At 74.7% G+C, this 25,296-nt stretch carries 24 protein-coding genes and 1 pseudogene; 15 read left to right on the forward strand and 10 right to left on the reverse strand.

The window, feature by feature from the left end; all coding sequences use genetic code 11:
* Positions 1-43 precede the first annotated feature (43 nt).
* Positions 44-811, forward strand: a complete 768-nt coding sequence (gene hisF, locus C1I99_RS07355; protein WP_111133446.1) for an imidazole glycerol phosphate synthase subunit HisF — start codon at positions 44-46, stop codon at positions 809-811.
* Between the two features lie 42 nt (positions 812-853).
* Here hisF and C1I99_RS07360 read toward each other — a convergent pair whose 3' ends face one another.
* Both C1I99_RS07360 and yczE read right to left on the reverse strand, forming a co-directional pair.
* Positions 854-1,315, reverse strand: a complete 462-nt coding sequence (locus C1I99_RS07360) for a hypothetical protein (RefSeq protein WP_111133447.1) — start codon at positions 1,313-1,315, stop codon at positions 854-856.
* 109 nt (positions 1,316-1,424) lie between these two features.
* Entirely contained in the window at positions 1,425-2,078 is a 654-nt protein-coding gene (yczE, locus tag C1I99_RS07365) for a membrane protein YczE (protein WP_111133448.1), read from the reverse strand.
* 58 nt (positions 2,079-2,136) lie between these two features.
* Between yczE and yczR the strand changes: the two genes are divergently transcribed.
* On the forward strand, positions 2,137-3,594 hold the full coding sequence (gene yczR, locus C1I99_RS07370; protein ID WP_111133467.1) for a MocR-like transcription factor YczR: 1,458 nt from the start codon (positions 2,137-2,139) through the stop codon (positions 3,592-3,594).
* 180 nt (positions 3,595-3,774) lie between these two features.
* The gene (locus C1I99_RS07375; RefSeq protein ID WP_233512388.1) at positions 3,775-5,088 is read left to right on the forward strand and encodes a low temperature requirement protein A; all 1,314 of its coding nucleotides are present in this window, start codon (positions 3,775-3,777) and stop codon (positions 5,086-5,088) included.
* 59 nt (positions 5,089-5,147) lie between these two features.
* Here the strand turns inward: C1I99_RS07375 and C1I99_RS07380 are convergent, their stop codons facing one another.
* The 3 genes from C1I99_RS07380 to C1I99_RS07390 form a co-directional block, all read right to left on the reverse strand.
* The gene (locus C1I99_RS07380) at positions 5,148-6,974 is read right to left on the reverse strand and encodes an AMP-dependent synthetase/ligase (RefSeq protein WP_111133449.1); all 1,827 of its coding nucleotides are present in this window, start codon (positions 6,972-6,974) and stop codon (positions 5,148-5,150) included.
* 135 nt (positions 6,975-7,109) lie between these two features.
* Positions 7,110-8,048: a terpene synthase family protein gene (locus C1I99_RS07385; RefSeq protein WP_111133450.1), complete on the reverse strand. Its 939-nt coding sequence runs from the start codon at positions 8,046-8,048 to the stop codon at positions 7,110-7,112.
* Between the two features lie 124 nt (positions 8,049-8,172).
* The gene (locus C1I99_RS07390) at positions 8,173-8,802 is read right to left on the reverse strand and encodes a TIGR03085 family metal-binding protein (RefSeq protein WP_111133451.1); all 630 of its coding nucleotides are present in this window, start codon (positions 8,800-8,802) and stop codon (positions 8,173-8,175) included.
* Between the two features lie 146 nt (positions 8,803-8,948).
* Between C1I99_RS07390 and C1I99_RS07395 the strand changes: the two genes are divergently transcribed.
* Both C1I99_RS07395 and C1I99_RS07400 read left to right on the forward strand, forming a co-directional pair.
* A complete protein-coding gene (locus C1I99_RS07395; RefSeq protein WP_111133452.1) occupies positions 8,949-10,838 on the forward strand; it encodes an ABC transporter ATP-binding protein in 1,890 nt (629 codons plus the stop codon).
* Between the two features lie 108 nt (positions 10,839-10,946).
* Positions 10,947-12,731: an ABC transporter ATP-binding protein gene (locus tag C1I99_RS07400; RefSeq protein WP_111133453.1), complete on the forward strand. Its 1,785-nt coding sequence runs from the start codon at positions 10,947-10,949 to the stop codon at positions 12,729-12,731.
* Positions 12,732-12,776: 45 nt separating this feature from the next.
* Here C1I99_RS07400 and rpsD read toward each other — a convergent pair whose 3' ends face one another.
* Positions 12,777-13,388 (reverse strand): 30S ribosomal protein S4, encoded by a 612-nt coding sequence (rpsD, locus tag C1I99_RS07405; protein ID WP_111133454.1) that lies wholly within the window; start codon positions 13,386-13,388, stop codon positions 12,777-12,779.
* Between the two features lie 71 nt (positions 13,389-13,459).
* Between rpsD and C1I99_RS07410 the strand changes: the two genes are divergently transcribed.
* Positions 13,460-14,200 carry a DUF2470 domain-containing protein gene (locus tag C1I99_RS07410; RefSeq protein WP_111133455.1) on the forward strand — a complete coding sequence of 247 codons (741 nt, stop codon included), beginning with the start codon at positions 13,460-13,462 and terminating at the stop codon, positions 14,198-14,200.
* Between the two features lie 194 nt (positions 14,201-14,394).
* Here the strand turns inward: C1I99_RS07410 and C1I99_RS07415 are convergent, their stop codons facing one another.
* From C1I99_RS07415 to C1I99_RS07425, 3 genes are all read right to left on the reverse strand, one after another.
* On the reverse strand, positions 14,395-14,991 hold the full coding sequence (locus tag C1I99_RS07415; protein ID WP_111133456.1) for a TetR/AcrR family transcriptional regulator: 597 nt from the start codon (positions 14,989-14,991) through the stop codon (positions 14,395-14,397).
* 67 nt (positions 14,992-15,058) lie between these two features.
* On the reverse strand, positions 15,059-15,814 hold the full coding sequence (locus C1I99_RS07420; RefSeq protein WP_111133457.1) for an ABC transporter permease: 756 nt from the start codon (positions 15,812-15,814) through the stop codon (positions 15,059-15,061).
* Positions 15,811-16,593, reverse strand: a complete 783-nt coding sequence (locus C1I99_RS07425; RefSeq protein ID WP_111133458.1) for an ABC transporter ATP-binding protein — start codon at positions 16,591-16,593, stop codon at positions 15,811-15,813. Before C1I99_RS07425 ends, C1I99_RS07420 begins: the two co-directional genes overlap by 4 nt.
* Before the next feature lie 107 nt (positions 16,594-16,700).
* Here C1I99_RS07425 and C1I99_RS07430 point away from each other — a divergent pair, with 107 nt between their 5' ends.
* From C1I99_RS07430 to C1I99_RS07455, 6 genes and pseudogenes are all read left to right on the forward strand, one after another.
* Positions 16,701-17,087, forward strand: a complete 387-nt coding sequence (locus C1I99_RS07430; RefSeq protein ID WP_111133459.1) for a MerR family transcriptional regulator — start codon at positions 16,701-16,703, stop codon at positions 17,085-17,087.
* Positions 17,084-18,088, forward strand: a complete 1,005-nt coding sequence (locus tag C1I99_RS07435) for an aldo/keto reductase (protein WP_111133460.1) — start codon at positions 17,084-17,086, stop codon at positions 18,086-18,088. The genes C1I99_RS07430 and C1I99_RS07435 overlap by 4 nt, the downstream gene beginning before the upstream one ends.
* Before the next feature lie 160 nt (positions 18,089-18,248).
* Positions 18,249-18,839: pseudogene (locus tag C1I99_RS33845) on the forward strand (phosphoribosyl-AMP cyclohydrolase); the annotation flags it as partial.
* A gap of 186 nt (positions 18,840-19,025) precedes the next feature.
* A complete protein-coding gene (hisI, locus tag C1I99_RS33850; RefSeq protein ID WP_111133469.1) occupies positions 19,026-19,460 on the forward strand; it encodes a phosphoribosyl-AMP cyclohydrolase in 435 nt (144 codons plus the stop codon).
* 58 nt (positions 19,461-19,518) lie between these two features.
* Positions 19,519-21,072 carry an anthranilate synthase component I gene (locus C1I99_RS07450; protein ID WP_111133461.1) on the forward strand — a complete coding sequence of 518 codons (1,554 nt, stop codon included), beginning with the start codon at positions 19,519-19,521 and terminating at the stop codon, positions 21,070-21,072.
* Positions 21,069-21,662, forward strand: a complete 594-nt coding sequence (locus C1I99_RS07455) for a Trp biosynthesis-associated membrane protein (protein ID WP_233512389.1) — start codon at positions 21,069-21,071, stop codon at positions 21,660-21,662. Before C1I99_RS07450 ends, C1I99_RS07455 begins: the two co-directional genes overlap by 4 nt.
* On the opposite strand, the gene C1I99_RS07460 is transcribed toward C1I99_RS07455, so the two are convergent.
* Positions 21,655-21,912: a hypothetical protein gene (locus C1I99_RS07460; RefSeq protein ID WP_111133462.1), complete on the reverse strand. Its 258-nt coding sequence runs from the start codon at positions 21,910-21,912 to the stop codon at positions 21,655-21,657. The two genes, C1I99_RS07455 and C1I99_RS07460, sit on opposite strands and share 8 nt — an antisense overlap.
* 491 nt (positions 21,913-22,403) lie before the next feature.
* Here C1I99_RS07460 and trpC point away from each other — a divergent pair, with 491 nt between their 5' ends.
* Genes trpC through trpA form a run of 3 tightly spaced genes read left to right on the forward strand, consistent with a single transcriptional unit; the run spans position 22,404 to position 25,290 of the window.
* Positions 22,404-23,207, forward strand: a complete 804-nt coding sequence (gene trpC, locus C1I99_RS07465) for an indole-3-glycerol phosphate synthase TrpC (RefSeq protein ID WP_199562037.1) — start codon at positions 22,404-22,406, stop codon at positions 23,205-23,207.
* 37 nt (positions 23,208-23,244) lie between these two features.
* The gene (trpB, locus tag C1I99_RS07470) at positions 23,245-24,483 is read left to right on the forward strand and encodes a tryptophan synthase subunit beta (protein WP_111133464.1); all 1,239 of its coding nucleotides are present in this window, start codon (positions 23,245-23,247) and stop codon (positions 24,481-24,483) included.
* 3 nt (positions 24,484-24,486) lie between these two features.
* Positions 24,487-25,290 (forward strand): tryptophan synthase subunit alpha, encoded by an 804-nt coding sequence (trpA, locus tag C1I99_RS07475; RefSeq protein WP_111133465.1) that lies wholly within the window; start codon positions 24,487-24,489, stop codon positions 25,288-25,290.
* The last annotated feature ends 6 nt before the right edge of the window (positions 25,291-25,296 follow it).

Below are 25,296 nucleotides of genomic sequence, written 5' to 3' on the forward strand. Positions count from 1 at the left end.
CCGGGCCGGCCGCCGCCGTGCCCGGGGAGGATAGGCTCGCGGCATGACGGTGGCGGTACGCGTGATCCCCTGCCTGGACGTGGACGCCGGCCGGGTGGTCAAGGGGGTCAACTTCCTCGACCTGCGCGACGCCGGCGACCCGGTGGAGCTGGCCGCGGCGTACGACCGGGCCGGCGCCGACGAGCTGACCTTCCTCGACGTCACCGCCTCGGCCAGTGACCGGGGAACCATGCTCGACGTGGTGCGGCGCACCGCGGAGTCGGTCTTCATCCCGCTGACCGTCGGCGGCGGCGTACGGCAGGTCGCCGATGTCGACACCCTGCTGCGCGCCGGGGCGGACAAGGTCGGGGTGAACACCGCCGCGATTGCCCGTCCCGAGCTGATCGCCGAGATCGCCGACCGGTTCGGCCGGCAGGTGCTGGTGCTCTCGCTGGACGTGCGGCGCGCGCCGGCGGGCACCACGCCCAGCGGCTTCGAGGTCACCACGCATGGCGGCCGGCGTGGCACCGGGCTGGACGCGGTGCAGTGGGCGCGGCGCGGCGCCGAGCTCGGCGCGGGGGAGCTCCTGCTCAACTCCATGGACGCCGACGGCACCAAGGCAGGCTTCGATCTCGAACTGATCGGCGCGGTGCGCCGGGTGGTGGACGTGCCGGTGGTGGCCAGCGGCGGCGCGGGTGAGGTGGCGCACTTTCCGCCAGCGATCGGCGCCGGCGCGGACGCGGTGCTGGCCGCCAGCGTCTTCCACTTCGGTGAGCTGACTGTGGCCGAGGTCAAGGACGCGCTGCGCGGGGCGGGGCACCCGGTCCGCTGACGGCCCCCGGGCTGGACACCCGGGCCGGCCACGGGCTGCCCGTCACTCCTGGTGGGTCCGGTTCTCCGGGGAGCGTCGGGGCGCTGGGATCGAGCGGACCACGTACTCCTGGACGGCCGCGGCGTGGTCGGCCTCGTCGAGGTGCCAGTCGGCGCTGACCGGCGGGTGCCGGCGGCTGAGCACCCCCTGCACGGTGTCCACCGTGGTGGACAACCCGGCGTTCGGCCGGGTGCGCCAGAGCCGCTCGCCGTCGGGGGTGATCCGGAACCAGCCGTCGCTCACGTTGACCAGGCCGGCCCCGACCAGGCGGCGGACCGCCGCCTCCACCTCGTGCCGTTGCGGGATCGCCTGGTTGAGGTGGTCGGCGGTGGAGAGCACGTCGGCGAGGCGCACGCCCTCCGGACGGCGGCTGGAGGGCGACCGGCGGTGTCGTCCGGCGCCGCTCGCGATCACCAGCGAGACGAAGATCCAGGCGTCGCTCCACCGCCATCCGCTCTCCCCCATGTGGAGATTCTGCCGGGTCACCATGGCCGAAGGGAACACCCGGTGGCCCGCGGCGACTGACGGTGACGGTGGAGGGACAGATGTTGGACGTCCCGGCCGCCGGTAAGCCTCAGGCGGCCGGCAGCGGCTCGACCCGACCGGGGGCGGGGGCTTCCGGCCCGGCGACGGTGAACACCGGCAGGAAGAACTGGGTCAGCGGCCCGATGGTGAGCGCGTAGGCGACCGTGCCGGCGCCCACGGTGCCGCCGAGGAGCCAGCCCAGCGCCAGCACGGTGACCTCGATGACGGTGCGGACCAGCCGGATCGATCGGCCGGGCCGGCGGGCCACGTAGCCGGTCATCAGGCCGTCCCGGGGGCCGGGACCGAGCCGGGCCCCGATGTACATGCCGGTCGCCGCGCCGTTGGCCACGATGCCGGCGACCAGCAGCCCGCCGCGCACGGCGAGCGGCCCGCCGGCCGGCAGCACGGCCAGGGTGGCGTCCACCACCAGCCCGATCACCAGTACGTTGCTGACCGTGCCGATGCCGGGCCGCTGCCGCAGCGGGATCCACAGCAGCAGTACCAGCGCGCCCACCGCGATGGTCACCGTGCCGAAGGAGAGCCCGGTGCGCCGGGACAGTCCCTGGTGGAAGACGTCCCAGGGATCCAGGCCCAGCCCGGACCTGATCATCAGGGCCATGCTGACGCCGTACAGGACGAGTCCCGCGTAGAGCTGGGTGAGCCGCCGTACCGGGCGGTGCCGGAGATTGCCAATCGCTGCCACCCATGCCACCCTAGGGGCCAATTAGGGGGATGAAAGTGCCAATGTTCGAGGAGTGGTCGTGACGAGTCAGGTTCGGGGAGCCCAATTGGCCAGGCTGCTCGGGCAGTGGCACGCCCTCCCGGGGCGCCGGCGCAGCCCCGACTACGCCGCCCTGGCCGGCGCGGTCCGGGGCCTGCTCGCCGACGGCCGGCTGCCGCTGGGGGTCCGCCTGCCGGCCGAGCGGGAGCTGGCCGAGGCGCTGAAGATCAGCCGGACCACGGTCACCGCGGCGTACCGGGAGCTGCGGGAGAGCGGCCACCTGGCCAGCCGGCGCGGCGCCGGCAGTTGGACCATGCTCCCCGGCAACCACCGGATGGCCAGCACCGGGCTGTGGACCCCGCTGGACGACCGGGACATGATTGACCTCGGGGTCGCCGCGCTGGCCGCCCCGCCGGAGCTGCTGCCGGCCGCCCGGGCCGCCGCCGAGGACCTGCCCCGCTACCTGTGCGGCGCCGGCTACCACCCAACCGGGATCATCGAGCTGCGCGAGGCGGTGGCCCGCTCGTACGCCGAGCGTGGGCTGCCCACCTCGCCCGAACAGATCATGGTCACCAACGGCACCCAGCACGCCCTCGACCTGGTGCTCCGGCTGGCGCTCGCCCCCGGCGGCAGCGTGCTGGTCGAGGCGCCCAGCTACCCGAACGCGCTCGCCGCGCTCGCCGCCCGCCGGGCCCGGATCAGCACCCACGGCCTGGCCCTTGAGGAGCCCGGCTGGGACGCCGACCTGCTGCTCGGCGGCCTCCGGCAGGCCCGGCCCAAGCTCGCCTACCTGATCCCGGATTTCCAGAACCCGACCGGTCACCTGATGCCGGCGCAGCTGCGGGAGCGGCTCGTCGCCACCGCCCACGCCGTCGGCACCGACCTGGTCGTCGACGAGTCCTTCGTGGACCTGCCGCTGGACGGCACGGTGCTGCCGCCGCCCACGGCCAGCTTCGACCGGCACTCCCGGGTGGTCACCATCGGCGGGATGAGCAAGCCGTTCTGGGGTGGCCTGCGGATCGGCTGGGTCCGCGCCTCCGCCCCGCAGGTGCAGCGGCTGGCCGCCACCAGGGTCGGGGTCGACATGGCCAGCCCGGTGCTGGACCAGTTGGTCGCGGTGCACCTGCTGGCCGTCGCGCCGGCCATCGTCGCCGCCCGCCGGGCGCAGCTCACCGCCCAGCGCGACGCACTGCTGGACGCGCTCGCGCAGCGGCTGCCGGACTGGCGGGTCACCGTGCCGCACGGCGGGGTGACCCTCTGGGCCGAACTCGACGGGCCGATCTCCAGCGCGCTCGCCCGGGCCGCCGAGGAGGTCGGCGTACGGCTGGCGCCCGGTCCCCGGTTCGGCCTGGACGGGACGCTGGAACGGTTCCTCCGGCTGCCCTTCACCCTGCCCGCCGCGGACCTGGTCGAGGCCGTCGGGCGGATCGCCGCCGTCCGCTACGACCTGGACCGGGCCGGCCGGCCGCGGTGGCGCGAGCCGGCCGTCTTCGCCTGACGGGCACCCGGCGCACCGCGCCGCCGATCCGGGCACCGGTCCGCCGTCCGCGTGCCGGGCGCGATGGCCGGCGGTGCCCGGCCCCGGCACCGGCCCGTGGCGGGGCCGGGCGGGTGACGGGCGGTGCGGGCCTCGGCCGATCCCCGCTGCCCGCCCGTCGGCGGCTGACACACTGCCCTGGTGGAGAGCGCGGGCGGCGTCCGGTGGTCACGCGGGATCCGGCCGAGCGCGCCGGGTTCCCGCGCCACCCGGCTCGAGCTCTTCTACGACCTGGTCTTCGTCTTCGCCTTTCTCAACGTCACCACCGTGACCGCCGGCAACCCCACCGTCCGTGGCCTGACGCAGTGCCTGATCCTGCTGGCCCTGCTCTGGTGGGCCTGGACGGGCTTCGCCGCGCTCGGCAACGTGATCCGCACCGATCAGGGGGTCGTGCCGCTGGTCGGTTTCGCGACCGCGGCGGCGGCCTTCGTGTTCGTGCTGGCCCTGCCCCAGGCGTTCCTTGACAGGCCCGGCGGGATGCCCGGGCCGCTGGTCTTCGTGACCTGCTACTTCCTGGTCCGTGCCTCCCAGGTGGCGATCTTCGGCTGGCTGGTCCGCCACGACCGGGACCTGCGCCGGCGGTTCCTGCTGCTCGTGGTGCCGGTGGTGGTGGCCACGGCGCTGATCGTCACCGCCGCGCTGGTGCCGCAGCGGCTCTTCGACGGGCCGGCCGAGGGCCTCGCCCGGCTCGCCCTGTGGCTCGCCGCGCTCGCCGTGGAGTACGGCGTGGGGCTGGCCCTGCGCGGCACCGGGTGGCCCGTGCTCTCGGCCGGTCACTGGGCGGAACGGCACGGGTTGATCGTCCTGGTGGCGCTCGGCGAATCGATCCTCGGTCTCGGCCTCGGGCCCGGTTTCGTCGCCGGCCTGCCGCTGAGCTGGCCGATCATCGTCGCGGCCGTGCTCGGCATCGCGGTGGTCGCCGCCCTGTGGTGGGCGTACTTCGACACGCTCGCGCTCGCCCTGGAGCAGACGCTGCACCGCACGCGGGACCGGGCCGCCCGCGCCGCCCTGGCCCGGGACGCCTACACCTACCTGCACCTGCCGCTGGTCGCCGGGATCATCCTGTTCGCTCTCGGGCTCAAGGGGCTGCTCGACGAGGGAGCCGACCCGTCCACCCCGAGGTGGGGGGTGCGGCTGCCCGGGTTCGACCTGCTCGCGCTCTACGGCGGCGTGGGGCTCTACCTGGTCGCGCTGGTGGCCCTGGGTCGCCGGGTGCTCGGGGCGTTCCGCTGGCCGTCGGTCGCAGCGGTGCTGCTGCTGGCCGCGGCGGTCCCGGTGGGCGCGCGGCTGCCCGAGCTCATCGCGCTGGGGCTGCTGGCCGCGGTCACCGTGGCGCTGATCGCGGCGCAGACCGTCGCCGACGCCCCGCTGCGCGGGCGGGTGCGGCAGGTGGCGCTGGAGGAGCAGCTCGCCGTCGAGGCCGAGCAGACCAGGTGGCGCCGACGCCACCTGTGACGCGGCCGGCAGACGGCGACGGCCCCGCACCGCGCCGCGGTACGGGGCCGTCTGCCGGCTCAGATCTCGGCGACCGTACCGGCGTACATCTTCTCGATCTCGGTGGCGAAGTTGCTCTCCACGCCACGTCGCTTGATCTTGAGCGACGGCGTGATCTCACCGTCCTCGATGGTCAGGTCGCGCGGCAGGATGGTGACCTTCTTGATCGTCTCCCAGCGGTTGAGCTTGCTGTTGAGCTGCGCGACGTACCCCTCGACCATGGCCTGCGCCTCCGGCGAGGCGACGATCTCGGCGTACGAGCGGCCCTCCAGCGGGGTGCCCGCGGCCCAGCCTGTGATCGCATCCGGGTCGAGGGTGACCAGCATGGTGCAGAAGTTGCGGGCCTGGCCGATCACCACCGCCTGGGAGGTGTACGGGCAGGTCGCCTTGAACATCCCCTCGATGTGCGAGGGCGCGATGTACTTCCCGCCCGACGTCTTGACCAGGTCCTTCTTCCGATCGGTGATGGTGAGGTAGCCGTCGTCGTCCAGGCTGCCGATGTCGCCGGTGCGGAAGAAGCCGTCCTCGGTGAACGCCGCCGCGGTCTCCTCCGGCAGGTTGTGGTAGCCCCGCATCACCGGCCGGCCGCGGACCAGGATCTCGCCGTCGGTGTCGATCCGGCACTCCAGGTCGCCCATCGCCCTGCCGACCGTGCCGATGCGCAGCCCGTCCGGCTGGTTGACGAAGTTGCCGGCGCTGGTCTCGGTGAGGCCGTAGCCCTCGGAGATCGGCAGGTTCGCCGCGGCGAAGAAGGTGGCGATCTCCGGGCTGAGCGGGGCGGCGCCGGAGACGAGCACCCGGATCCGGCCGCCGAGGCGGGCCTGGAGCTTGCTGAACACCAGCTTCTCGGCCACCGTGTAGCGCAGCCTGAGCCCGGCCGGGACCGGCTTGCCGGCCTGCTCCAGGGTGACCTTCTCCTTGCCGACCTGGACGCCCCAGGCGAAGATCTTCGCCTTCGCGCCGCCGGCGTCCTGCGCGGTGGTGACCGCCCGGTTGTAGACCTTCTCGAAGATCCGGGGAGCCCCGCACATCAGCGTCGGCCTCACCACCGCCAGCATGTCGACCAGCTTGTCCACCCGCCCGTCCACGTACGTCGACAGGCCGACGTGGATGACCCCGCAGAGCAGGGTCTTGCCGAACGAGTGGGACAGCGGGAGCCAGAGGTACTGCAGGTCGTCGTCGCGGAGCAGCCCCAGCTCGGCCTGGGCCACCCCCTCCCAGCACCAGCCGCCGTGCAGCAGCTCGACGCCCTTCGGTCGCCCGGTGGTGCCCGAGGTGTAGATCAGCGTGGCCAGGTGCTCCGGGCCGATGCCGGCGACGATCGTCTCGATCAGGTCGGGCTGCTCGGCCAGCCGGCGCCCACCCTGCTCCTCCAGCTCGGCGAGGGTGAGCTGGGGCACGGCGGCGGCCGGGTCGGCCTCGCCGTCGAAGAGCACCACGTGGGTCAGCGCCGGCAGGTGCGCCGCGGCGATCTTCGCGGCCTGCGCCGGGTTCTCGGCGAACAGCACCACGGAGCCGGAGTCGGCGATGATGTAGGTCGCGTCCTCCGGCTCGGTGGTCGGGTAGACGGTGGTGGTCGCGCCTCCGGCACACATGATGCCGAGGTCGGCGATCACCCAGTCGAGCCGGGTGTTCGCCAGGATCGCCACCGGATCCTCCTGACCGACGCCGAGGCCGTGCAGCCCGGCGGCGACCGCCTTGGCGCGGCGGCCGACCTGCTCCCAGCTCAACCAGACCGGCCCTGAGTCGTCGGCGGCCGGGTGGGCAAAGGCGTCGCGGTCGGGGGTCGCCGCGACGCGCTTGAGAAACATGTCAGGAATGGAACGGTACGGTACATCGAGAGCCATCGTTGTAGCCGCCTTCGGGGGTGGTGACGTGACGGCCGTCACGTCGGTGTTCGTTACCGAAGAGTATTGCCTGTACCGGGGCCTCGGCTAGCCCCGGCGATCACGGCACGGCCTCGTCCCGCGACGTGGAACGCCTCAGGCGTACCGGGCGGCCACCAGGGACCAGTCGAAGGTGGCCCGGATCCAGTTGCGCCGGGCGCCCAGCACCGGCCGCAGCGACGCGTCCCCGGTGGCCAGCAGGGCCGCCTCCGCCGCCAGGTACGCCGACAGACCGTCGTTGAACCGGTCGGCCGCCGCCCGCAGGGCCGCCGGCTCGTCGTCGCCGGTGGCCCGGGCGAGCACGGTGACCAGGTTGTGCCCGTCCGTGGTGCGGTTCTCCTTGCCGTAGGAGAAGACGTCGTTGCACCAGCAGACCAGATCGGCGGCGAGCAGGTCGAGGGCGACCAGCGCCGGGTCCGAGCGGCGGGCCGGCCCCGGCAGGCCGCCGAGGGCCAGGTCGGTCAGGGTGAAGCTGGGGTGCACCCCACCGGTGTGCCGGCGCAGCTGGACGTACTCGGTCACCTCGGGCACCCGGGCGTGCTCCCGGTTGGCCGCCTCCCACAGCAGTGCCAGCAGGTACTCCCGTACCTGGCTGGCGAAGCGGAGCAGCACCGCCGGCTCGCCCGCGGCCCGGACCCGCCGGCAGAGATCGGCCAGCGCCGCGCCGAGCGGGCGGGCCGAGGCCGGCCCCGGTGCCGCCGGCTCACCGTGCCGGTCCAGCACGTCCAGCAGGGCCGCGATGGTCGGCGCCAGGTGGGCCGGGGTGTCGCCGAGGCCATCCTCGTCGCAGGCGTCGTCCATCACGAACAGCCACGAGATCAGGTCGGACAGCAGGCGCAGCCGCTCGACCGGCCCCTCCGGGCAGGCCCGGCCGGCCAGCCCGGCGGCGTCGGCGCGGCGGAGGCGGTGCCCGGAACCGATCAGCCCGAAACCGCGCGCCCACTCGGTGCTCTCCTTGGCCACCTGGTCCGTTCCGTCGTGGCGCCGTACGGGGAAGGGGGGTTCCCGCAGCGCCGACAGCGCAAAGGTCCGCATGTCGCCCCCAGTCGCGCCGCCCCGGGGCGGACGGCGCGGCACAGCGTACGGGAGGCGAGGATCGGCCCTGATCGCTGGGTGGCCAACCTTTCACATGCAGCTGTGACCGCTTCCGTACAGTACGTCACATGCCCAGGTTGGCGCCGCGCAGTCGCTCCGCCAGGCCCGCCGACCCGTCGACCTGCACCCGGGCGACCCGCTGCCGGCCGGACAGGAACAGCGCCAGCTCCCCGGGCGCCCCGACCAGCCGCAGCGGCTCACCGCCCCGGCCGACGGAGCATTCACCGTGGCCGGGTGCCTGGACGAGCAGGTCGGCCGGGAACCGGCGCAGCGCCAGCCGGGCCTGCGGGACGACCCGCCGCCACAACGCGGCGTGCAGCCCGCCCGCCAGCTCGCGCGGCAGCCAACCGGCCCGGGCCCGGCGAACGTCCTCGTGGTGGATGTAGAACTCCAGGGTGTTGACCAGCTCGTCGGTCACCGGGTTGCTGACCGGGCTCCACAGCGGCGCCCGGCGCACCTGCGCGACCAGCCGGGGCCAGGGGTGGGCGGCGATCCGCCGGCGTACCCGCTCGGCGTACCCGCGCAGCGGTGGCAGCACGATCCCCCCGGCCGCGTCCGGGCGGCGCTCTCGAAGGATCAGGTGCGCGGCGAGGTCACGGGTGGTCCACCCCTCGTTGACCGTCGGCGCGTCCGGTCCCACGGCCAGCAGAAGGTCGGCGAGCGCCGTGCGCTCCGATCGGGCGTACCGAGGCATGGCCCCGATGGTAGGCGGGCGTCCCCAACGCCGCCGCCCGGCGCGGCGCGCCGAGGTGACGGTGGACATATCCCTCCGGGTCGGCGGAGCTGGCCCCGACCGGTAAGGATGAGGGGGAGAATTGCGGCCTTACGGCGGGGGAGAGCGTGGCGAGCAGGACGAGTCGGGACGTGCTGGGCCGGGGGTTGGCGGTCCTCGGCCGGGCGATCCGAGAACAGCCGCGGATCTTCGCGGTGGCGGTCGCCGGCAGCGTTCTCTTCGGGTCGATGGTGGTCGGCAGCGCGTACGTGGTCGGCGCGGTGGTCGGTGACGTGGTGGTGCCCGCGGTCGCCCGCGGGTCGGTGGAGGTCGGCGCGCTCGCCCTGGCCGCGGTGGCCCTGTTCGGGATCAGCGTGCTGCGGGTGGCGGGCATCTTCGGCCGCCGGCTCGGCGCCGGCTACATGCAGTACCGCCTCCAGGCGGCCTACCGCCGCCGGGTCACCCGCCGCTACCTCGACCTGCCGCTGTCCTGGCACCAGCGCAACGCCACCGGCACCCTGCTGTCCAACGCGAACTCCGACGTGGAGGCCGCCTGGTATCCCATCGCGCCGCTGCCCTTCGCGGTCGGCACGCTGGTGATGCTGGTCGGCGCGGTGGTCTCGCTCTTCGTCACCGACTGGGCGCTGGCCCTGGTCGGGCTGGCGGTCTTCCCGGCGCTGTTCGCGCTCAACGTGGTCTACTCCCGCCGGATGGCGCCGCGGCAGGCCCGCGCGCAGCGGCTGCGCGCCGAGGTCAGCGGCATCGCCCACGAGAGTTTCGACGGCGCGCTGGTGGTCAAGACGATGGGCCGCGAGGCGCAGGAGACCGACCGGTTCGCCGCCCGGGCGGGGGAGCTGCGCGACGCGTTGATCGCGGTGGGCCGGCTGCGCGGCGTCTTCGATCCCGTGCTGGAGACCCTGCCCAGCCTCGGCACCCTCGCGGTGCTGGTGGTCGGCACGGTCCGGCTGCGGCAGGAGGCCATCAGCGTCGCCGAGCTGGTCAGCGTGGCCTTCCTGTTCACCGTGCTGGCGTTCCCCGTCCGGGCCATCGGCTGGGTGCTGGCCGAGCTGCCGCGCAGCGTCGCCGGCTGGGACCGGGTCCGCCGGGTGCTCGACGCCACCGGCGAGATGCCGTACGGCGACACCGAGCTTGACTCGGCCGACCCCCGCCCGGCGACCCTCGCCTTCGCCGACGTCTGGTTCGGCTACGAGCCGGCCGAGGCGCATCTGCCCGGCACCGAGGTGCTCGGCGAGGTCTCCTTCACCGTGCCCGCCGGGAAGACCGTCGCCCTGGTCGGGCCGACCGGCGCCGGCAAGTCGACGATCGCCGGGCTGGCCGTCCGGCTGGTCGACCCGCGGGCGGGCACGGTCACCCTGGACGGGGCGGACGTCCGGCGGCTCACCGCCGCCTCGCTCGCCCGTACCGCCGCACTGGTGGCGCAGGTGCCGTTCATCTTCGACGACACGGTCCGGGCCAACATCACCCTGGACCGGCCGGGCATCGGCGACGACGACGTCTGGGCCGCGCTGCGGCTGGCCGAGGCGGACGGGTTCGTCGCCGCCCTCCCCGACGGCCTGGACACCCGGGTCGGCGAGCGGGGCACCTCGCTCTCCGGCGGGCAGCGGCAGCGGCTCACCCTGGCCCGCGCGCTCGCCGGCCGGCCGCGCCTGCTGGTGCTCGACGACGCGACCAGCGCAGTCGACCCCCGGGTGGAGGCGGCCATCCTGGCCGGCCTGCGCTCCTCGACCGCCGAACCCGGCGCGCCGGCCGCGACGATCCTGGTGGTGGCGTACCGCCGGGCCACCATCGCGCTGGCCGACGAGGTGATCTACCTGGAGCAGGGGCGGGTGGTGGCCCGGGGCACGCACAGCGAACTGCTCGCCACCGTGCCCGGCTACGCCGACCTGGTCACCGCCTACGAGCAGGCCGAGGTCGAGCAGGCCGAGCAGCGGACGTACGACGAAGACGAGGTCACGCCGCCGCTGGCCTCCGGCCTGGAGATCGAGGTGGACCGGTGAGCGCGAGGAGTGAGCTTGCGAGCCCCGCAGTCGCGAACGAGAGGCGGGACCAGTGAGCGCGAGGAGTGAGCTTGCGAGCCCCGCAGTCGCGAACGAGAGGCGGGACCGGTGAGCGTCAGCACGCCGGAGCAGCGGGCGGAGACGACCGAGACGACCTGGCGGACGCTGCGCCGGGGCCTGGCCCTCTCCCCGGAGCTGCGGGTCGGCCTGGCCGGCACGATCGCCCTGGCGCTGGTCTACATGGTCGGCCGCGCGGCGGTGCCGGTGGCCGTGCAGCAGGGTATCGACAAGGGCATCGTCGACGGGCTGAACCTGTCCGTGGTCTGGACGGTGGTGGCCGTCGCCGCCACCGTGCTGGCGGTGACCACGCTCTGCGGGTACCTGATGATGCGCCGGCTGTTCACGGTCAGCGAGACCGCGCTGGCCAACGTGCGGGTCCGGGCGTTCCGGCACGTGCACGACCTGTCGATGCTGCACCAGCAGGCCGAGCGGCGGGGATCGCTGGTCTCCCGGGTGACCAGCGACGTCGACCAGATCACCCAGTTCCTCCAGTGGGGCGGCGTGATCCTGCTGATCAACCTGGGTCAGCTGGTGGTCACCACGCTGGTCATGCTCGCGTACTCCTGGCAGCTGACTCTGGTGGTCCTCGCCGCCTTCCTGCCCGCGGTGTTCGTGATCCGGCTGCTGCAGCGCCGCCTCGCCGGGGCGTACGGGGTGGTCCGGCAGCGCACCGGCACGCTGCTCGGGGCGATCGCGGAGAGCGTGGTCGGGGCGCCGGTGATCCGGGCGTACGGGGTCGCCGGGCGCACCGCCCGCCGGCTGGACGAGGCGATCGACGGCCAGCGGCGGGCGCAGCAGCGGGCGATCCGGATCAGCATCCTCGGCAGTTCGGTCGGCGAGTTGGCCGCCGGGCTGGCCCTCGCCGGCGTGGTGGTGCTCGGGGTCACCCTCGGCGCTGACCGCACCCTGAGCATCGGTGAGGTGACCGCGTTCCTGTTCCTGGTCACGCTCTTCATCCAGCCGGTGCAGATCGCCACCGAGGTGCTCAACGAGGCGCAGAACGCGATCGCCGGCTGGCGCCGGGTGCTGGACGTGCTGGACGTCGCGCCGGACGTCGCCGACCCGGGCGAGCGGGGGCGCGAGCTGCCGTCGGGGCCGCTGGACATCCGCTTCGCGGGGGTGCGCTTCGCCTACCCGGGCGGGCCGCCGGTGCTGCACGACATCGATCTGGAGATCGCGGCGAAGAGCCGGGTGGCGGTGGTGGGCGAGACCGGCAGCGGCAAGACGACCTTCGCCAAGCTGCTCACCCGGCTGATGGATCCGACCGCCGGCGCCGTGCTGCTCTCCGGTGTGCCGCTGGATCAGGTCCGGTTCGCCTCACTGCGGTCCCGGGTGGTGATGGTGCCGCAGGACGGGTTCCTCTTCGATGCCACGGTGGCGGAGAATGTCCGTTTCGCCCGTCCAGAGCTGACCGATGGGCAGCTCACCGCGGCCTTCACCGAGTTGGGCCTGGCCGACTGGCTGGACGGGCTGCCGTCCGGGCTGCACACCCCGGTCGGCGAGCGGGGCGAGGCGTTGAGCGTGGGGGAGCGGCAGCTGGTGGCGCTGGCCCGGGCGTACGTGGCGGATCCCGACCTGCTGGTGCTGGACGAGGCGACCAGCGCGGTCGACCCGGCCACCGAGGTACGGCTGCAACGCACCCTGGACGCGGTGACCCGGGGGCGGACCACCCTGGCGATCGCGCACCGGCTCTCCACCGCCCAGGCCGCCGACGAGGTGATCGTGGTCGACCGGGGGCGGATCGTGCAGCGCGGCTCGCACGACGAGCTGGTCCGCGACCCCGAGTCGGTCTACGGCCTGCTCTACGCCTCCTGGCTGGAACAGACCCGCTGAGCCGACCGCTCGGGCCCGGCGGGTGGGCCGGGCCCGACGGCCGGGTCAGCGTGAGTAGAACTCCACCACCAGCTGCTCGTCGCAGATGACCGGCACCTCGTGCCGGGCCGGCTCGCGCAGCAGGGTGGCGCGCAGCTCGGCCAGCTCCACGGACAGGTACGGCCGGTCGGGCCCGTCGCCGGCGTTGGCGCCGGCCGCGGCGAGCTGGAACGGCAGCGCCGCGCGGCTGCGCTCGCGGACGGCGACCACCTGGCCCGGGCGCAGCCGGTACGACGGCCGGTCGACCTTGCGCCCGTCGACGCTGAAGTGGCCGTGCGCGACGAGCTGCCGTGCCTGGTAGATGCTGCGGGCCAGCCCGGCCCGGTGCACCACCGCGTCGAGCCGCCGCTCCAGCAGCGCGACCAGGGTCTCGCCGGTCTTGCCGGTGCCCCGCGCCGCCTCGTCGAAGGCGCGCCGCAGCTGGGCCTCGCTGACGTTGTACTGGTGGCGCAGGCGCTGCTTCTCCAGCAGCCGCACCTGGTAGTCCGAGGTCTTGCGGCGCTGCCGGCCGTGCACGCCTGGCGGGAAGGGACGCCGCTCGAAGTACCGCACGCACTTGCGGGTCAGCGGGATGCCGAGGGCGCGGGAGAGTCTGGCCTTGGGCCTGGGGTGGTTCACGCTGGACGTCTCCGATCCGGTGCTCTAGTCTTCAACTTAGGTAAGCCTAACCTACAGAGGAGGTCGTGCCCATGCGGCCCAGCCCGGCGGAGATCGTCCGTACCCTCGTCGCGGGCCGGCTGCCCGGCCTCGTCCACGTGGCCCACCGGCCCGGCCCGCACCATGTCCGGCACGTCACCGACCCGGAGGGACGGGTGCTGCTGCTGGTGCCGGTGGTCAGCGACCTCGCCGCCGCGCTGCGCCCGACCGACGGTGAGGACGACGCCGCGCTGGTGCTCGACGTGCTCGACCTGCCGCCCGCCGCCGGCGCGCCGCCGCTCGGCCGGGCCTGGATCTCCGGCTGGGCCGGCCGGCTCGACGGCGAGGAGGCCCGCCGGGCGGCGCTGGACTTCGCCGCGGTGGAGCCGACGGGCGACCTGCTCGACGTCGGCACCCGGTTCCAGCTGTTCCGCTTCGAGGTGGTCGAGGCCCGCTGGGAACGCGCCGGCGCCGTCCGCCGGATCGACCCCGTGGCGTACGCGGAGGCCGAGCCGGACCCGCTGCACCCGGTCGAGGCGGAGCTGCTGGCCGACCTCGCCGACCACCACGCCGACCAGGTGACCGGTTATCTGCGCCGGCAGCTCGGTCTGGCCGAGAGTGGCAACGACGCCGCGCCCCGGGTGGTCCGGATCGACCGGTACGGCCTGGTCGTCTCCTACGGCCGGCCCGCCCGCCGCCGCGCCCGGCTCGCCTTCCCCCACCCGGTGGCCGACCACGCCGAGCTGGCCCGGCTGCTGCACCCCATGCTCTGCCGCCGGGCCGCCGCCGGCTAGGCCCCAGCCTCGCCGGTTGGTGGTCAAACGATCTCTGGGTGCATCTGCTGTCGTCCTGACGACAACAGATGCACCCAGTCCAGACGAGCACGCGTGCCGGCGCCGGCGCCCTGCGGGCCGCCCGCTTCATGCCGGCCCTGCCGCCCCGGCTGGGGCCGCCGGGCGGAGAGCACCAGCCGCCGGGGACCGCCGGGTCAGGCCGGCAGGTCGCCGGTGAGGTAGCGCTGGACGGTCGGGCCGACGACGGCGACCAGGGTCTCCGGAGCGGCGGAGGCGACCGGCTCCAGCCGCACCACGTGCCGCATCATGGCCAGCCCGACCAGTTGGCTGGCCACCAGCGACCCGCGCAGCGGCAACTCGGCCGGGTCGGCGTCGAGCTGGTCAAGCACCCGGCGCAGCACCTGGGTGACCAGGAACTCCCGCAGCAGCCGGGCGGTCCACTCGTTGCTCACCGCCGAGCGCAGCAGCGCCACTCCGGCGGTGCCGGCCGGTGAGTCCCACACCCCGAGGAACATCCGGACCAGCCGCTCGCCGAGGCCGTCGCGGTCGCCGGCGAGGACCTTCGGCAGCAGCTCCCGCGGGTCGACCGGGGCCTGCATCGCGGCCAGGAAGAGCTGGTCCTTGCTGCCGAAGTAGTGGTGCACCAGCGCCGGGTCCACGCCGGCCGCGGTGGCGATGGACCGGATGGAGGCCGAGTCGAAGCCCCGCTCGGCGAACGCGGCGCGTGCCGCGCCGAGGATCGCCTCCCGGGTGTCCGGGTTACCGGGTCGCCGTCCGGTCCGCCGCGCCATCGCCGCCCTTCGCTCGTTCCGTCCCCGCGCCGTGGGCCCGGTCCCCGGACCGGGCCCACGGCGGCCGTCAGCCGCTGCGCCGGCGCAGGGTGACCGCCGCCAGCACCAGCGCCAGCACCGTCGCCCCGGCGACCACCGCCGCGTCCCGCCACATCGTGCCGGTCGGCTCGGCGTGCGCCCCGACCTCCTGCAACGCCTCGACGGCGTACGACAACGGCAGAACGTCGCTGACCGCCTGGAGCCAGCCGGCCATCTCGCCCCGGGGCACGAAGAGCCCGCAGAGCAGCAGCTGGGGGGCGACCACGACCGGCATGAACTGTACGGCCTGGAACTCGGTGCGGGCGAAGGCGCTGCAGAACAGCCCGAGCGCGACCGCGAGCACCGCGTTCAGTACGGCAACCATGATCACCAGGCCGCTGCTGCCGGCGGTGTCCAGGTCGAACAGCCAGTACGCCACGGCCGAGGCGATGGTGGCCTGGACGGCGCCGGCCAGCCCGAACGCGATGCCGTAGCCGAAGAGCAGGTCGGTCTTGGCCAGCGGGGTGGTGAGCAGCCGTTCCAGCGTGCCGGTGGTGCGCTCGCGGAGCATGGCGATGCTGGTGACCAGGAACATGACGATGAACGGGAAGAGGCCGAGCATCACCAGCGCGATCCGGTCGAAGGCGGACGGCTGGCCCGGCGGGGCGGGCTGGTCGGCGTACATGTAGTAGACCAGGGCGAGCAGGACGCTGGGCACCGCCACGAGCAGCGCCACCGTCCGCCGGTCGTGCCGCAGCTGGCGCAGGATGCGGCCGGTGGTGGCGGCCAGGATTCGCGGGTTCACGACGCCTCCCCTCCGGCGGCGCCCACCCGGCCCGCCGTGCCGTTCGGGCCGGTCACCGGCCCGGCGTCGGCCTCGCCTGCCCTGATCAGGCGCAGGAACGCCTCGTCGAGGTCGGCCACCCCGGCGGCGGCCCGGACCGCGTCCGGGGTGTCGTCGGCGATCAGGCGGCCCTCCCGGATGAGCAGCAGCCGGTCGCAGCGGGCCGCCTCGTCCATTACGTGGCTTGACACCAGCAGGGTCCGGCCGGCCGCCGCCAGCTCGTGGAACCGGGTCCAGAGGTCGGCCCGCAGCACAGGGTCCTGGCCGACGGTCGGCTCGTCGAGGATGATCAGCTCCGGGTCGCCGACCAGGGCGCAGGCCAGTGACGCGCGGCTGCGCTGCCCACCGGAGAGGGCGCCGACCAGCTGGCTCGCCGCCGGCGCCAGCCCCACGTCGGCGACGGCCCGGTCGGCGTCGGCGTGCCCCCGGCCGTGCAGGGCGGCGAAGTAGCGGGCGTTCTCCCGCACCGTCAGGTCGGCGTAGACGCTGGGCGCCTGGGTCAGGTAGCCGACCCGGCGGCGCAGCTCGGCCGAGCCGGCGGGCCGGCCCAGCACGGTCACGGTGCCGGAGCCGACCACCTGCACCCCGACCACCGCGCGCATCAGCGTGGTCTTGCCGCTGCCGCTCGGGCCGAGCAGCCCGGTGACCCTTCCGCGCGGCACCGTCGCGCTGATGCCGTGCAGCACGCGCCGCCCGCCCCGGTCCACGACCAGGTCACGAACGGCGATCGCGTCGTCCATCGCCCACCTCCCCAAAACTCATCACCTGTTGAACTCAACGCTAGATGAGATACCGGCCGGCGCGCAACAGTTGACTTCGTGTGCACTCGAACTGGAAGCCTGATCGCGTGGACGTCAGCACGAAGGACATGACCCTCACCGTCGGTGAGGCGGCCGAGCGGGTCGGCCTCACCACCTACACCCTGCGCTGGTACGAACAGGAGGGGCTGGTCGCCCCGGTCGGGCGCGACTCGGCCGGCCGGCGCCGGTACACCGCCCAGGACGTCGACTGGCTGTTCCTGCTCACCCGGCTGCGCCGCACCGGGATGCCGGTGCGGGACATGCGCCGCTACGCGGAACTGGCCCGGCAGGGTGACGCCACCCTGGGCGCCCGGCGGGCGCTCTTCGAGGCGCACCGTGACCGGGTGCTGAGCCGGATGGCCGAACTGGAGGAGGACCTGAAGGTGCTCAACTACAAGATCGACGCGTACCGCCGGGCGGAGCAGGGCCAGTGATCCGCCGCCGGATGGGCGCCGCCGGGCCGCAGGTCTCCGCGGTCGGCCTGGGCTGCATGGGGATGAGCTTCGCGTACGGCGCGGCCGACGACGCGGAGTCCACCCGCACCCTGCACCGCGCCCTCGACCTGGGCGTCAACCACCTCGACACGGCCGACATGTACGGCCAGGGCCGAAACGAGGAGCTGCTCGCCCCGGTGGTTCGGGCCCGCCGGGACGAGGTCTTCCTGGCCACCAAGTTCGGCAACCGGGTCCGCGGCGGCGGCACCGGCGCGACCGGCACCCCGGGCGCGTACGTGGACAGCGGTGCCGCCTGGGCCCGCGCCGCATGCGACGCGTCGCTGCACCGCCTCGGCGTGGACACCATCGACCTGTACTACCTGCACCGGCGCGACCCGGCCACGCCGATCGAGGAGACCATCGGGGCGATGGCCGGGCTGGTCGCCGCCGGGAAGGTGCGGCTGATCGGGCTCTCCGAGGTCAGCCCGGCCACCCTGCGCGCGGCGCACGCGGTGCACCCGGTGGCCGCCGTGCAGATGGAGTACTCGTTGTTCAGCCGGGACGTCGAGGGCGAGATGCTGGCCACCTGCCGGGAGCTGGGGGTGGCGCTGGTGGCGTACTCGCCGGTGGGCCGGGGGCTGCTCACCGGGGCGATCACGGGCCGGGCGCAGCTCGCCGCCGACGACTGGCGGGCCGGCGCGCCCCGATTCGCCGAGGGCAACCTGGAGGCCAACCTCGCGTTGGTCGACGAGGTGCGCGCGGTGGCCGCGGAGATCGGCGGCAGCCCGGCCCAGGCCGCGCTGGCCTGGCTGCTCGCCCAAGGGGAGGACATCCTGCCCATCCCAGGCACCCGGCGGGTCCACCGGCTGGAGGAGAATGCCGCCGCGGCCGACATCCGGCTCTCCGCCGGGCAGTTGGCCCGGCTCGCCGAGGCGGTGCCGCCCGGGGCGGTGGCCGGCGAAAGGTACCCGGAGGCAGCAATGCGACTCGTCGGGCACTGACCTCTGGACCGGACAGCACGCCCGCCACCGGGCATTGCGCCCCGATCGGGGCGTGCGGCACGATGGCGCCGTGGGTCACGCTCCGTCACAGGACGAGGGGTTCCTCGACGCGTGGGCTGCCCGGCTGCGGGAGGGCGCCGGGCGGCCCGTCGTCGGCATCATGCTGCGCGGCAGCCATGCCCGTCGGGCGGCCACGGCGCACAGCGACGTCGACGTCGACGTGCTGGTCGGTGGCGCACCGTACGCGGTCCGCCGGGCCTTCCTCGCCGAGGACACCGGCCGGTTGACCCACGTCTCGGTGGCCGCCCGCGACGTCCGCTCCTGGGTGGCCCGGCTCGGCGAGCCGGCCGACTGGGCGTTCGGGCTGCCGGTGGCCGCGCCGGCCCGGCTGCTCTGGGCGGACGCGTACTGGCGGCGCCGGATCGACCTGCCGGTGCTCTGCCAACCGGCCGCGGAACCGCGGCTGGAGGAGTTGATCGCCACGCTGGGTAAGGTCGCCGCCGCCCGAGACGCCGACGACCACCTCGGGGTCCGGCTGGCCGCCGCCGACCTGGCCCGGCTCTGCCCGTCCGTGCTGCGGCCGGCGAACCCCTCGGTGCGGGTGGTCTCCCGCCGGGCCGCCTTCACCGCCGCCCTCGACCTGCCGGTCGCGCCGCCGGGCTACCGCGAGGACATGCTGCTCTGCCTCGGGCTGCGTCCCGGCTCCACCGGCCAGCTCTGCGCCGCCGCCGTGCGCCTGGTCGCCGGCGCGCTGCCGTTGGTCCGTCCGTACGCCGCCGAGATCGCGGCGGTCGCCGGCACGGACCTGGCCGAGGCCCTGGTCGACGGCCGGCTGGATCGCTACGTCGGCCAGCTGGCCCGGCCCGCGGAGCGCCCCGGCGCCACCCGGCGGGAGCCCCCGCCGGTACCGGCGCCGCGTGCGGGACAATGGGTCACTGTGCCCGTACCTGACGCGCCCGTGACCGGCGCCCACCCCAGCCCGCAGGGGCCGGCGACCGGCGGCCCGGCCCGCCCGTCCCGGCTCGACCCGGCCATCGCCGCCCGGCTGCGCCGCACCCCCGACGGGCTGGTGGCCGCCGTGGTGCGCCAGCACGACTCCGGCGAGGTGCTGATGGTCGCCTGGATGGACGACGAGGCGCTGCACCGCACGCTGACCACCGGCCGGGCCACCTACTGGTCGCGCAGCCGCCGTGAGTACTGGGTCAAGGGCGCCACCTCCGGGCACCACCAGTACGTCCGCTCGGTGGCGCTGGACTGCGACGGCGACGCGGTGCTGGTCAGCGTCGAGCAGGTGGGCGCGGCCTGCCACACCGGGCACCGGACCTGCTTCTTCGAGGAGCTGCCGGTGACCGGCGCGGGGGCGTCGTCGTGAGCGCGCGGGGCGCGGCGCGGCGGCCCGCCGCGGTGGGGGACGGAAGGCGGGGCCGGTCATGACCGACGGCGCGGTGAGCCCGGACGCGGCCGCCTTCACCGAGCTGGCCGCCCGGTGGCGGGTCGTCCCCGTCACCCGGCGGCTGCTCGCCGACGCGGAGACCCCGGTCGGCGTCTACCGCAAGCTCGCTGGCGGCCCCGGCACCTTCCTGCTCGAATCCGCCGAACAGGGCGTCGGCTCGGCCGGGCTGGCCTGGTCCCGGTACTCGTTCATCGGGGTGCGCAGCAGCGCCACCCTCATCGAGCGGGACGGCGTGGCGGCCTGGTTGGGGCGGCCACCGGCCGGCCTGCCCACCACCGGCGACCCGGTGCGGGTGCTCCGGGAGACCGTCGAGGCGCTCGCCGGCCCGGTAGGGGAGCCGGCCGCCGGGATGCCCCCGCTGACCGGGGGCATGGTCGGTTACCTCGGCTACGACCTCGTCCGGCGCTTCGAGCGGTTGCCCGAGCTGACCGAGGACGACCTGGGCGTCCCCGAGCTGGGCATGATGCTCGCCTCCGACCTGGTGGTGCTGGACCACTACGACGGGTCGGCGATCCTGGTGGCCAACGCGGTCCTGCCGCCGCCGGACGACCCGGACCGCGACGCGCTGGTCGCCGCCGCGTACCACCACGCGGTTGGCCGGCTCGACGCGATGACCACCGCGCTGTCCCGGCCGATCCCGCCGATGATCTCGACGGTCGAGCGGCCGCCAGCGGGGGAGGTGTTCAGCCGGACGCCCGAGGGCGGCTACCCGAAGGCGGTGGAGGCGGCCAAGGAAGCGATCCGGGCCGGCGAGTGCTTCCAGATCGTGCTGTCCCAGCGCTTCGAGCGGCAGACCCACGCCGACCCGCTGGACGTCTACCGGGTGCTGCGCACCACCAACCCCAGCCCGTACATGTACCTGCTGCGCTTCGACGGGTTCGACATCGTCGGCTCGTCCCCCGAGGCGCACCTGAAGGTGGCCACCGGTGCCGACGGGCGGCGGCGCGCGCTGCTGCACCCGATCGCCGGCACCCGGCCGCGCGGCGGCACGCCGGCCGCCGACGCCCGGCTCGCCGCGGAGCTGCTCACCGACCCCAAGGAGCGGGCCGAGCACGTCATGCTGGTCGACCTGGGCCGCAACGACCTGGGCCGGGTGTGCCGTCCGGGCACCGTCGAGGTGCCCGAGTTCGCCACCATCGAGCGCTACAGCCATGTCATGCACATCGTCTCGACGGTGGTCGGCACGCTGCGCGACGACCGCACCGCCTTCGACGCGCTGGCCGCGACCTTCCCGGCCGGCACCCTCTCCGGCGCGCCGAAGGTGCGGGCCATGGAGATCATCGAGGAACTGGAGCCGGTGCGGCGGGGTCTCTACGGCGGCACCGTGGGCTACTTCGGCTTCGGCGGTGACCTCGACATGGCGATCGCCATCCGGACCGCGCTGATCCGTGGCGGCCGGGCGTACGTGCAGGCCGGGGCAGGGGTGGTGGCCGACTCCGATCCGGCCGCCGAGGACCAGGAGACCCGCAACAAGGCCGCGGCGGTGCTCGCCGCCATCGCCGCCGCCGAGACCCTCCGGCCGGCGCGGTGAGCCGCGAACCGGTGGCTACCGCCGACGCCGGCGCGCCGCCCGCGGCGGGCCGGCGCGAGCTGACGTACGCGGTGCTGCTGAGCGTGGCCGGCACGGGCCTGGCACTCTGGGCGGCGACCCGCACCTGGGCGGTGGAGCTGGCCGACCGCCCGGCCCCGCTGCCACCGGTGCGGGGGCTGCGCACCGGCGCCGGCCTGCTGCCCTGGCTGCCGGCGCTGGCCGTGGTGGGGCTCGCCGGGGCCGGCGCGGTGCTGGCCACCCGGGGCCGGCTGCGGCGGCTGCTCGGCGGGCTGCTGTTCCTGCTCGGCGTGGCGGTGGCGGCCGGTGGCGGCTACGGCCTGGTCGCCGCCTTCGACGGCGAGGTGAGCCGGCAGTGGCCGGCGCTCTGCCTGGTCGGCGGGTTGGTCGCCGCGGCGGGTGGCCTGCTCACCGCCCTGCGTGGCCAGCGGTGGCCGGCGATGGGCGCCCGGTACGAGCGGCCCGCGCGCGGCGCCCCCGCGCCGGCCGGTGGGGCCGGCCCGGTGATCGGGCGGGGCACCACCGACGCGTGGGACGCGCTGGACCGGGGCGAGGACCCGACGGTCAGCTGACCGGCTGGCGGTCCCGGGCGGCGGCCCGCGCGGCCGCCAGCTCGGCGACCAGGCGGTCCAGTTCGGCCCGCTGGTCGGCCCGGGCCCGGTCGGCGCAGACCGCCTCCCAGGCGTTGCCCCGCGCGGTCCGCATCCGTCCCTCGCCAACCACGGCGCGCTCCAGCGTGTGCACCACACCGACGGCGAGCGACGCGACGGTACGGGAGATGGTGGTCAGTCCGATGGTCTGGTTCGGTCCGGCAGTGCTCATGACCACTCCGTACGAGGATCGGTGGCGAAGGTGGGGCAGGCGCGTCATCGAGTCTGCCCGAGGAACATGCTGGCCGGCTCACGTTTCGCCGTGGTGACCGCCACGTCAACTCTCCGTCCGGGGCCCCGACCAGGGACGGGCCCTTCGTCCTTGAGCTTGGTCACAGCACCGGCGCCGTATCGTCGGGCCGGCGTCGAGCGGGGCGACCCGCGGCCCGCGCGATAGGATGACGTCGATGTCCGAGGTGGTGCGGCGGGTTCGGCCGGGTGACGGCCGTCGATGGGCGTGGTGGCGCTGCGTGACGTCCTCTTCACCGGAGGTCGGCCATTATGCCGCAGGCCATTCCGTGAGCCGCGCCATACCCCCGGCACCTGTCGCCAGGTGGCGCCCCCTAGCATCGGCCCATGACACCCGGAGAGGGGAGTCCGTTGGTGACTGCTGAGCATGCGCACGCGGAGGGGGACGAGGCCGGTCCGGCGGCGTCCGTAAGCGTGCTCGACGAGATCCTGGCCGGCGTGCGCGAGGACGTCGCCCGGCGGCAGGAGCAGGTTCCGCTGGAGCGGATCCGCGAGCTCGCCGCGGCCGCACCGCCGCCGCTGGACGCGTACGCGGCCCTGCGCAGGTCCGGTGTCGCGGTGATCGCCGAGGTGAAGCGCTCCTCCCCGTCGAAGGGGCGGCTGGCCGAGATCGCCGACCCGGCCGACCTGGCGAGCGACTACGCCGCCGGTGGCGCCCGCGCGATCAGCGTGCTCACCGAGGGGCGCTGGTTCGGCGGTTCACTGGACGACCTGGCCGCCGTACGCGCCGCGGTCAACGTCCCGGTGCTGCGCAAGGACTTCGTGGTCTCCAGCTACCAGGTGCACGAGGCCCGGGCGCACGGCGCCGACCTGGTGCTGCTGATCGTCGCCGCCCTTGAGCAGAACGTGCTGGTCGGCCTGCTGGAGCGGATCGAGTCGCTGGGCATGACCGCGCTGGTCGAGGTGCACGACGAGGAGGAGGCCGACCGGGCCCTGGAGGCCGGCGCGCAGGTGATCGGGGTCAACGCCCGTGACCTGCGTACCCTGGAGGTCGACCGCTCGGTGTTCGAGCGGATCGCGCCCGGTCTGCCGAGCAGCGTCGTCAAGATCGCCGAGTCCGGGGTACGCGGCCCGCACGACCTCATCCGGTACGCCTCCGCCGGCGCCGACGCGGTCCTGGTGGGTGAGGGCCTGGTCACCCAGAAGAGCCCCCGGGAGGCGGTGGCCGAGCTGGTCAACGCCGGCAACCACCCGGCCACGCCCCGCCCGGTGCGGTGACCCGCGCCGGCTGACGTCCGCAGCGAGAGGATTTCCGATGAGCGCCGACGCGGTGGCCGCCCCCGCCGGTCAGTTCCCCGACGCGACCGGTCACTTCGGCCGGTTCGGCGGCCGGTTCGTGCCGGAGGCACTGGTCGCGGCGCTGGACGAGCTGGACGCCGCGCACCGCGCGGCGATGGCCGACGAGTCGTTCCGGGCCGAGTTCGCCGCCCTGCTGCGCGACTACGCCGGCACCCCTTCGCTGCTCTACGAGGCCCGGCGGTTCTCCGCGGCGGCCGGGGCCCGGGTGCTGCTCAAGCGCGAGGACCTCAACCACACCGGCGCGCACAAGGTGCGCAACGTGCTCGGCCAGGCGCTGCTGACCCGGCGGATGGGCAAGAGCCGGGTCATCGCCGAGACCGGGGCCGGCCAGCACGGGGTGGCCACCGCCACCGCCGCTGCCCTGTTCGACCTGGACTGCGTGGTCTACATGGGCCAGGTGGACACCGAGCGGCAGGCGCTGAACGTGGCCCGGATGCGGATGCTCGGCGCCACCGTCGTCCCGGTCGCCACCGGCTCGCGCACCCTCAAGGACGCGATGAACGAGGCGATGCGCGACTGGGTCGCCAACGTCGACGACACCCACTATTTGATCGGCACGGCCGCCGGGCCGCACCCGTTCCCGGCGCTGGTGCGTGACTTCGTCCGCGGCATCGGCGACGAGGCCCGCCAGCAGTGCCTCGACCTGACCGGCGCGCTGCCGGACGCGGTCACCGCCTGCGTCGGTGGCGGCTCCAACGCGCTGGGCGTCTTCCACGCCTTCGTCGGTGACCCGGACGTGCGGCTGTACGGCTTCGAGGCCGGCGGCGACGGGGTGGCGACCGGCCGGCACGCGGCCAGCATCACCGGCGGCTCCGCCGGGGTGCTGCACGGCACCCGCACGTACGTGCTGCAGGACGCCGACGGGCAGACCTGCGAGTCGCACTCGATCTCGGCCGGCCTGGACTACCCGGGCGTCGGGCCGGAGCACGCCTGGTTGCACGACACCGGCCGGGCCACGTACCAGCCGGTCGACGACGACGAGGCGATGGCGGCGTTCGAGCTGCTCTGCCGCAGCGAGGGGATCATCCCGGCGATCGAGAGCGCGCACGCCCTGGCCGGGACCCTGAAGATCGCCCCGGAGCTCGCCGCCGAACTGGGCCGCGAGCCCACCGTCGTGGTCAACCTCTCCGGCCGGGGCGACAAGGACGTGCACACCGCCGGTGACTACTTCGGCATCCTCGACAAGGAGCGGTGAGACGTGAGCCGGATCGGGGTCGCCTTCGACAAGGCCCGTGCCGACGGGCGGGCCGTGCTGGTCGGCTGCATGCCGGCCGGGTTCCCCACCGTCGAGGGCAGCATCGCCGCGATGACCGCGATGGTCGAGGCGGGCGTCGACGTCATCGAGGTGGAGATCCCGTACTCCGACCCGGTGATGGACGGCCCGGTGATCCAGAAGGCCAGCGACATCGCGCTGGCCGGTGGCGTCCGCACCGCCGACACGCTGCGCATCGTCGAGGCGGTCGCGGCCACCGGCGCGCCGGTGGTCACCATGACCTACTGGAACCCAATCGAGCGGTACGGCGTCGACGCCTTCGCCCGGGATTTGGCCGCCGCCGGCGGCACCGGGCTGATCACCCCGGACCTGATCCCCGACGAGGCCGACGAGTGGCTGGCCGCCTCGGACGCGTACGGGCTGGACCGCACGTTCCTGGTCGCCCCGTCCTCCACCGACGCCCGGCTGGCGATGACCGCGGCGCACTGCCGGGGGTTCGTCTACGCCACCGCCATCATGGGCGTCACCGGCGCCCGGGCGCAGACCTCCCAGGCCGCGCCGGTGCTGGTCTCCCGGGTCCGTCAGGTCACCGACCTGCCGGTCGGGGTGGGTCTGGGCGTCGGCACCGGTGCGCAGGCCGGCACGGTCGCCGGGTACGCCGACGGTGTCATCGTGGGCAGCGCGCTGATCCGGTGCCTGCTCGACGCCCCGGACCAGGCGTCCGGCCTGGCCGCCCTGCGCGCCCTGAGCACCGAACTCGCCGACGGCGTCCGCAGCCCCATCCGCTGACCCACC

The sequence above is a fragment of the Micromonospora deserti genome (assembly GCF_003236335.1).
In the GTDB taxonomy this organism is placed as follows: Bacteria; Actinomycetota; Actinomycetes; order Mycobacteriales; family Micromonosporaceae; genus Micromonospora; species Micromonospora deserti.

What these genes read in the sequence shown, in the direction of transcription:
- C1I99_RS07425 (WP_111133458.1), bottom strand. Translation starts at nt 16,593, where the DNA reads ATGGACGACGCGATCGCCGTTCGTGACCTGGTCGTGGACCGGGGCGGG.
- trpB (WP_111133464.1), top strand. Translation starts at nt 23,245, where the DNA reads ATGAGCGCCGACGCGGTGGCCGCCCCCGCCGGTCAGTTCCCCGACGCG.
- C1I99_RS07460 (WP_111133462.1), bottom strand. Translation starts at nt 21,912, where the DNA reads ATGAGCACTGCCGGACCGAACCAGACCATCGGACTGACCACCATCTCC.
- hisF (WP_111133446.1), top strand. Translation starts at nt 44, where the DNA reads ATGACGGTGGCGGTACGCGTGATCCCCTGCCTGGACGTGGACGCCGGC.
- C1I99_RS07360 (WP_111133447.1), bottom strand. Translation starts at nt 1,315, where the DNA reads ATGGGGGAGAGCGGATGGCGGTGGAGCGACGCCTGGATCTTCGTCTCG.
- C1I99_RS07385 (WP_111133450.1), bottom strand. Translation starts at nt 8,048, where the DNA reads ATGCGGACCTTTGCGCTGTCGGCGCTGCGGGAACCCCCCTTCCCCGTA.
- C1I99_RS07410 (WP_111133455.1), top strand. Translation starts at nt 13,460, where the DNA reads ATGCGGCCCAGCCCGGCGGAGATCGTCCGTACCCTCGTCGCGGGCCGG.
- C1I99_RS07450 (WP_111133461.1), top strand. Translation starts at nt 19,519, where the DNA reads ATGACCGACGGCGCGGTGAGCCCGGACGCGGCCGCCTTCACCGAGCTG.
- C1I99_RS07415 (WP_111133456.1), bottom strand. Translation starts at nt 14,991, where the DNA reads ATGGCGCGGCGGACCGGACGGCGACCCGGTAACCCGGACACCCGGGAG.
- C1I99_RS07390 (WP_111133451.1), bottom strand. Translation starts at nt 8,802, where the DNA reads ATGCCTCGGTACGCCCGATCGGAGCGCACGGCGCTCGCCGACCTTCTG.
- C1I99_RS07380 (WP_111133449.1), bottom strand. Translation starts at nt 6,974, where the DNA reads ATGGCTCTCGATGTACCGTACCGTTCCATTCCTGACATGTTTCTCAAG.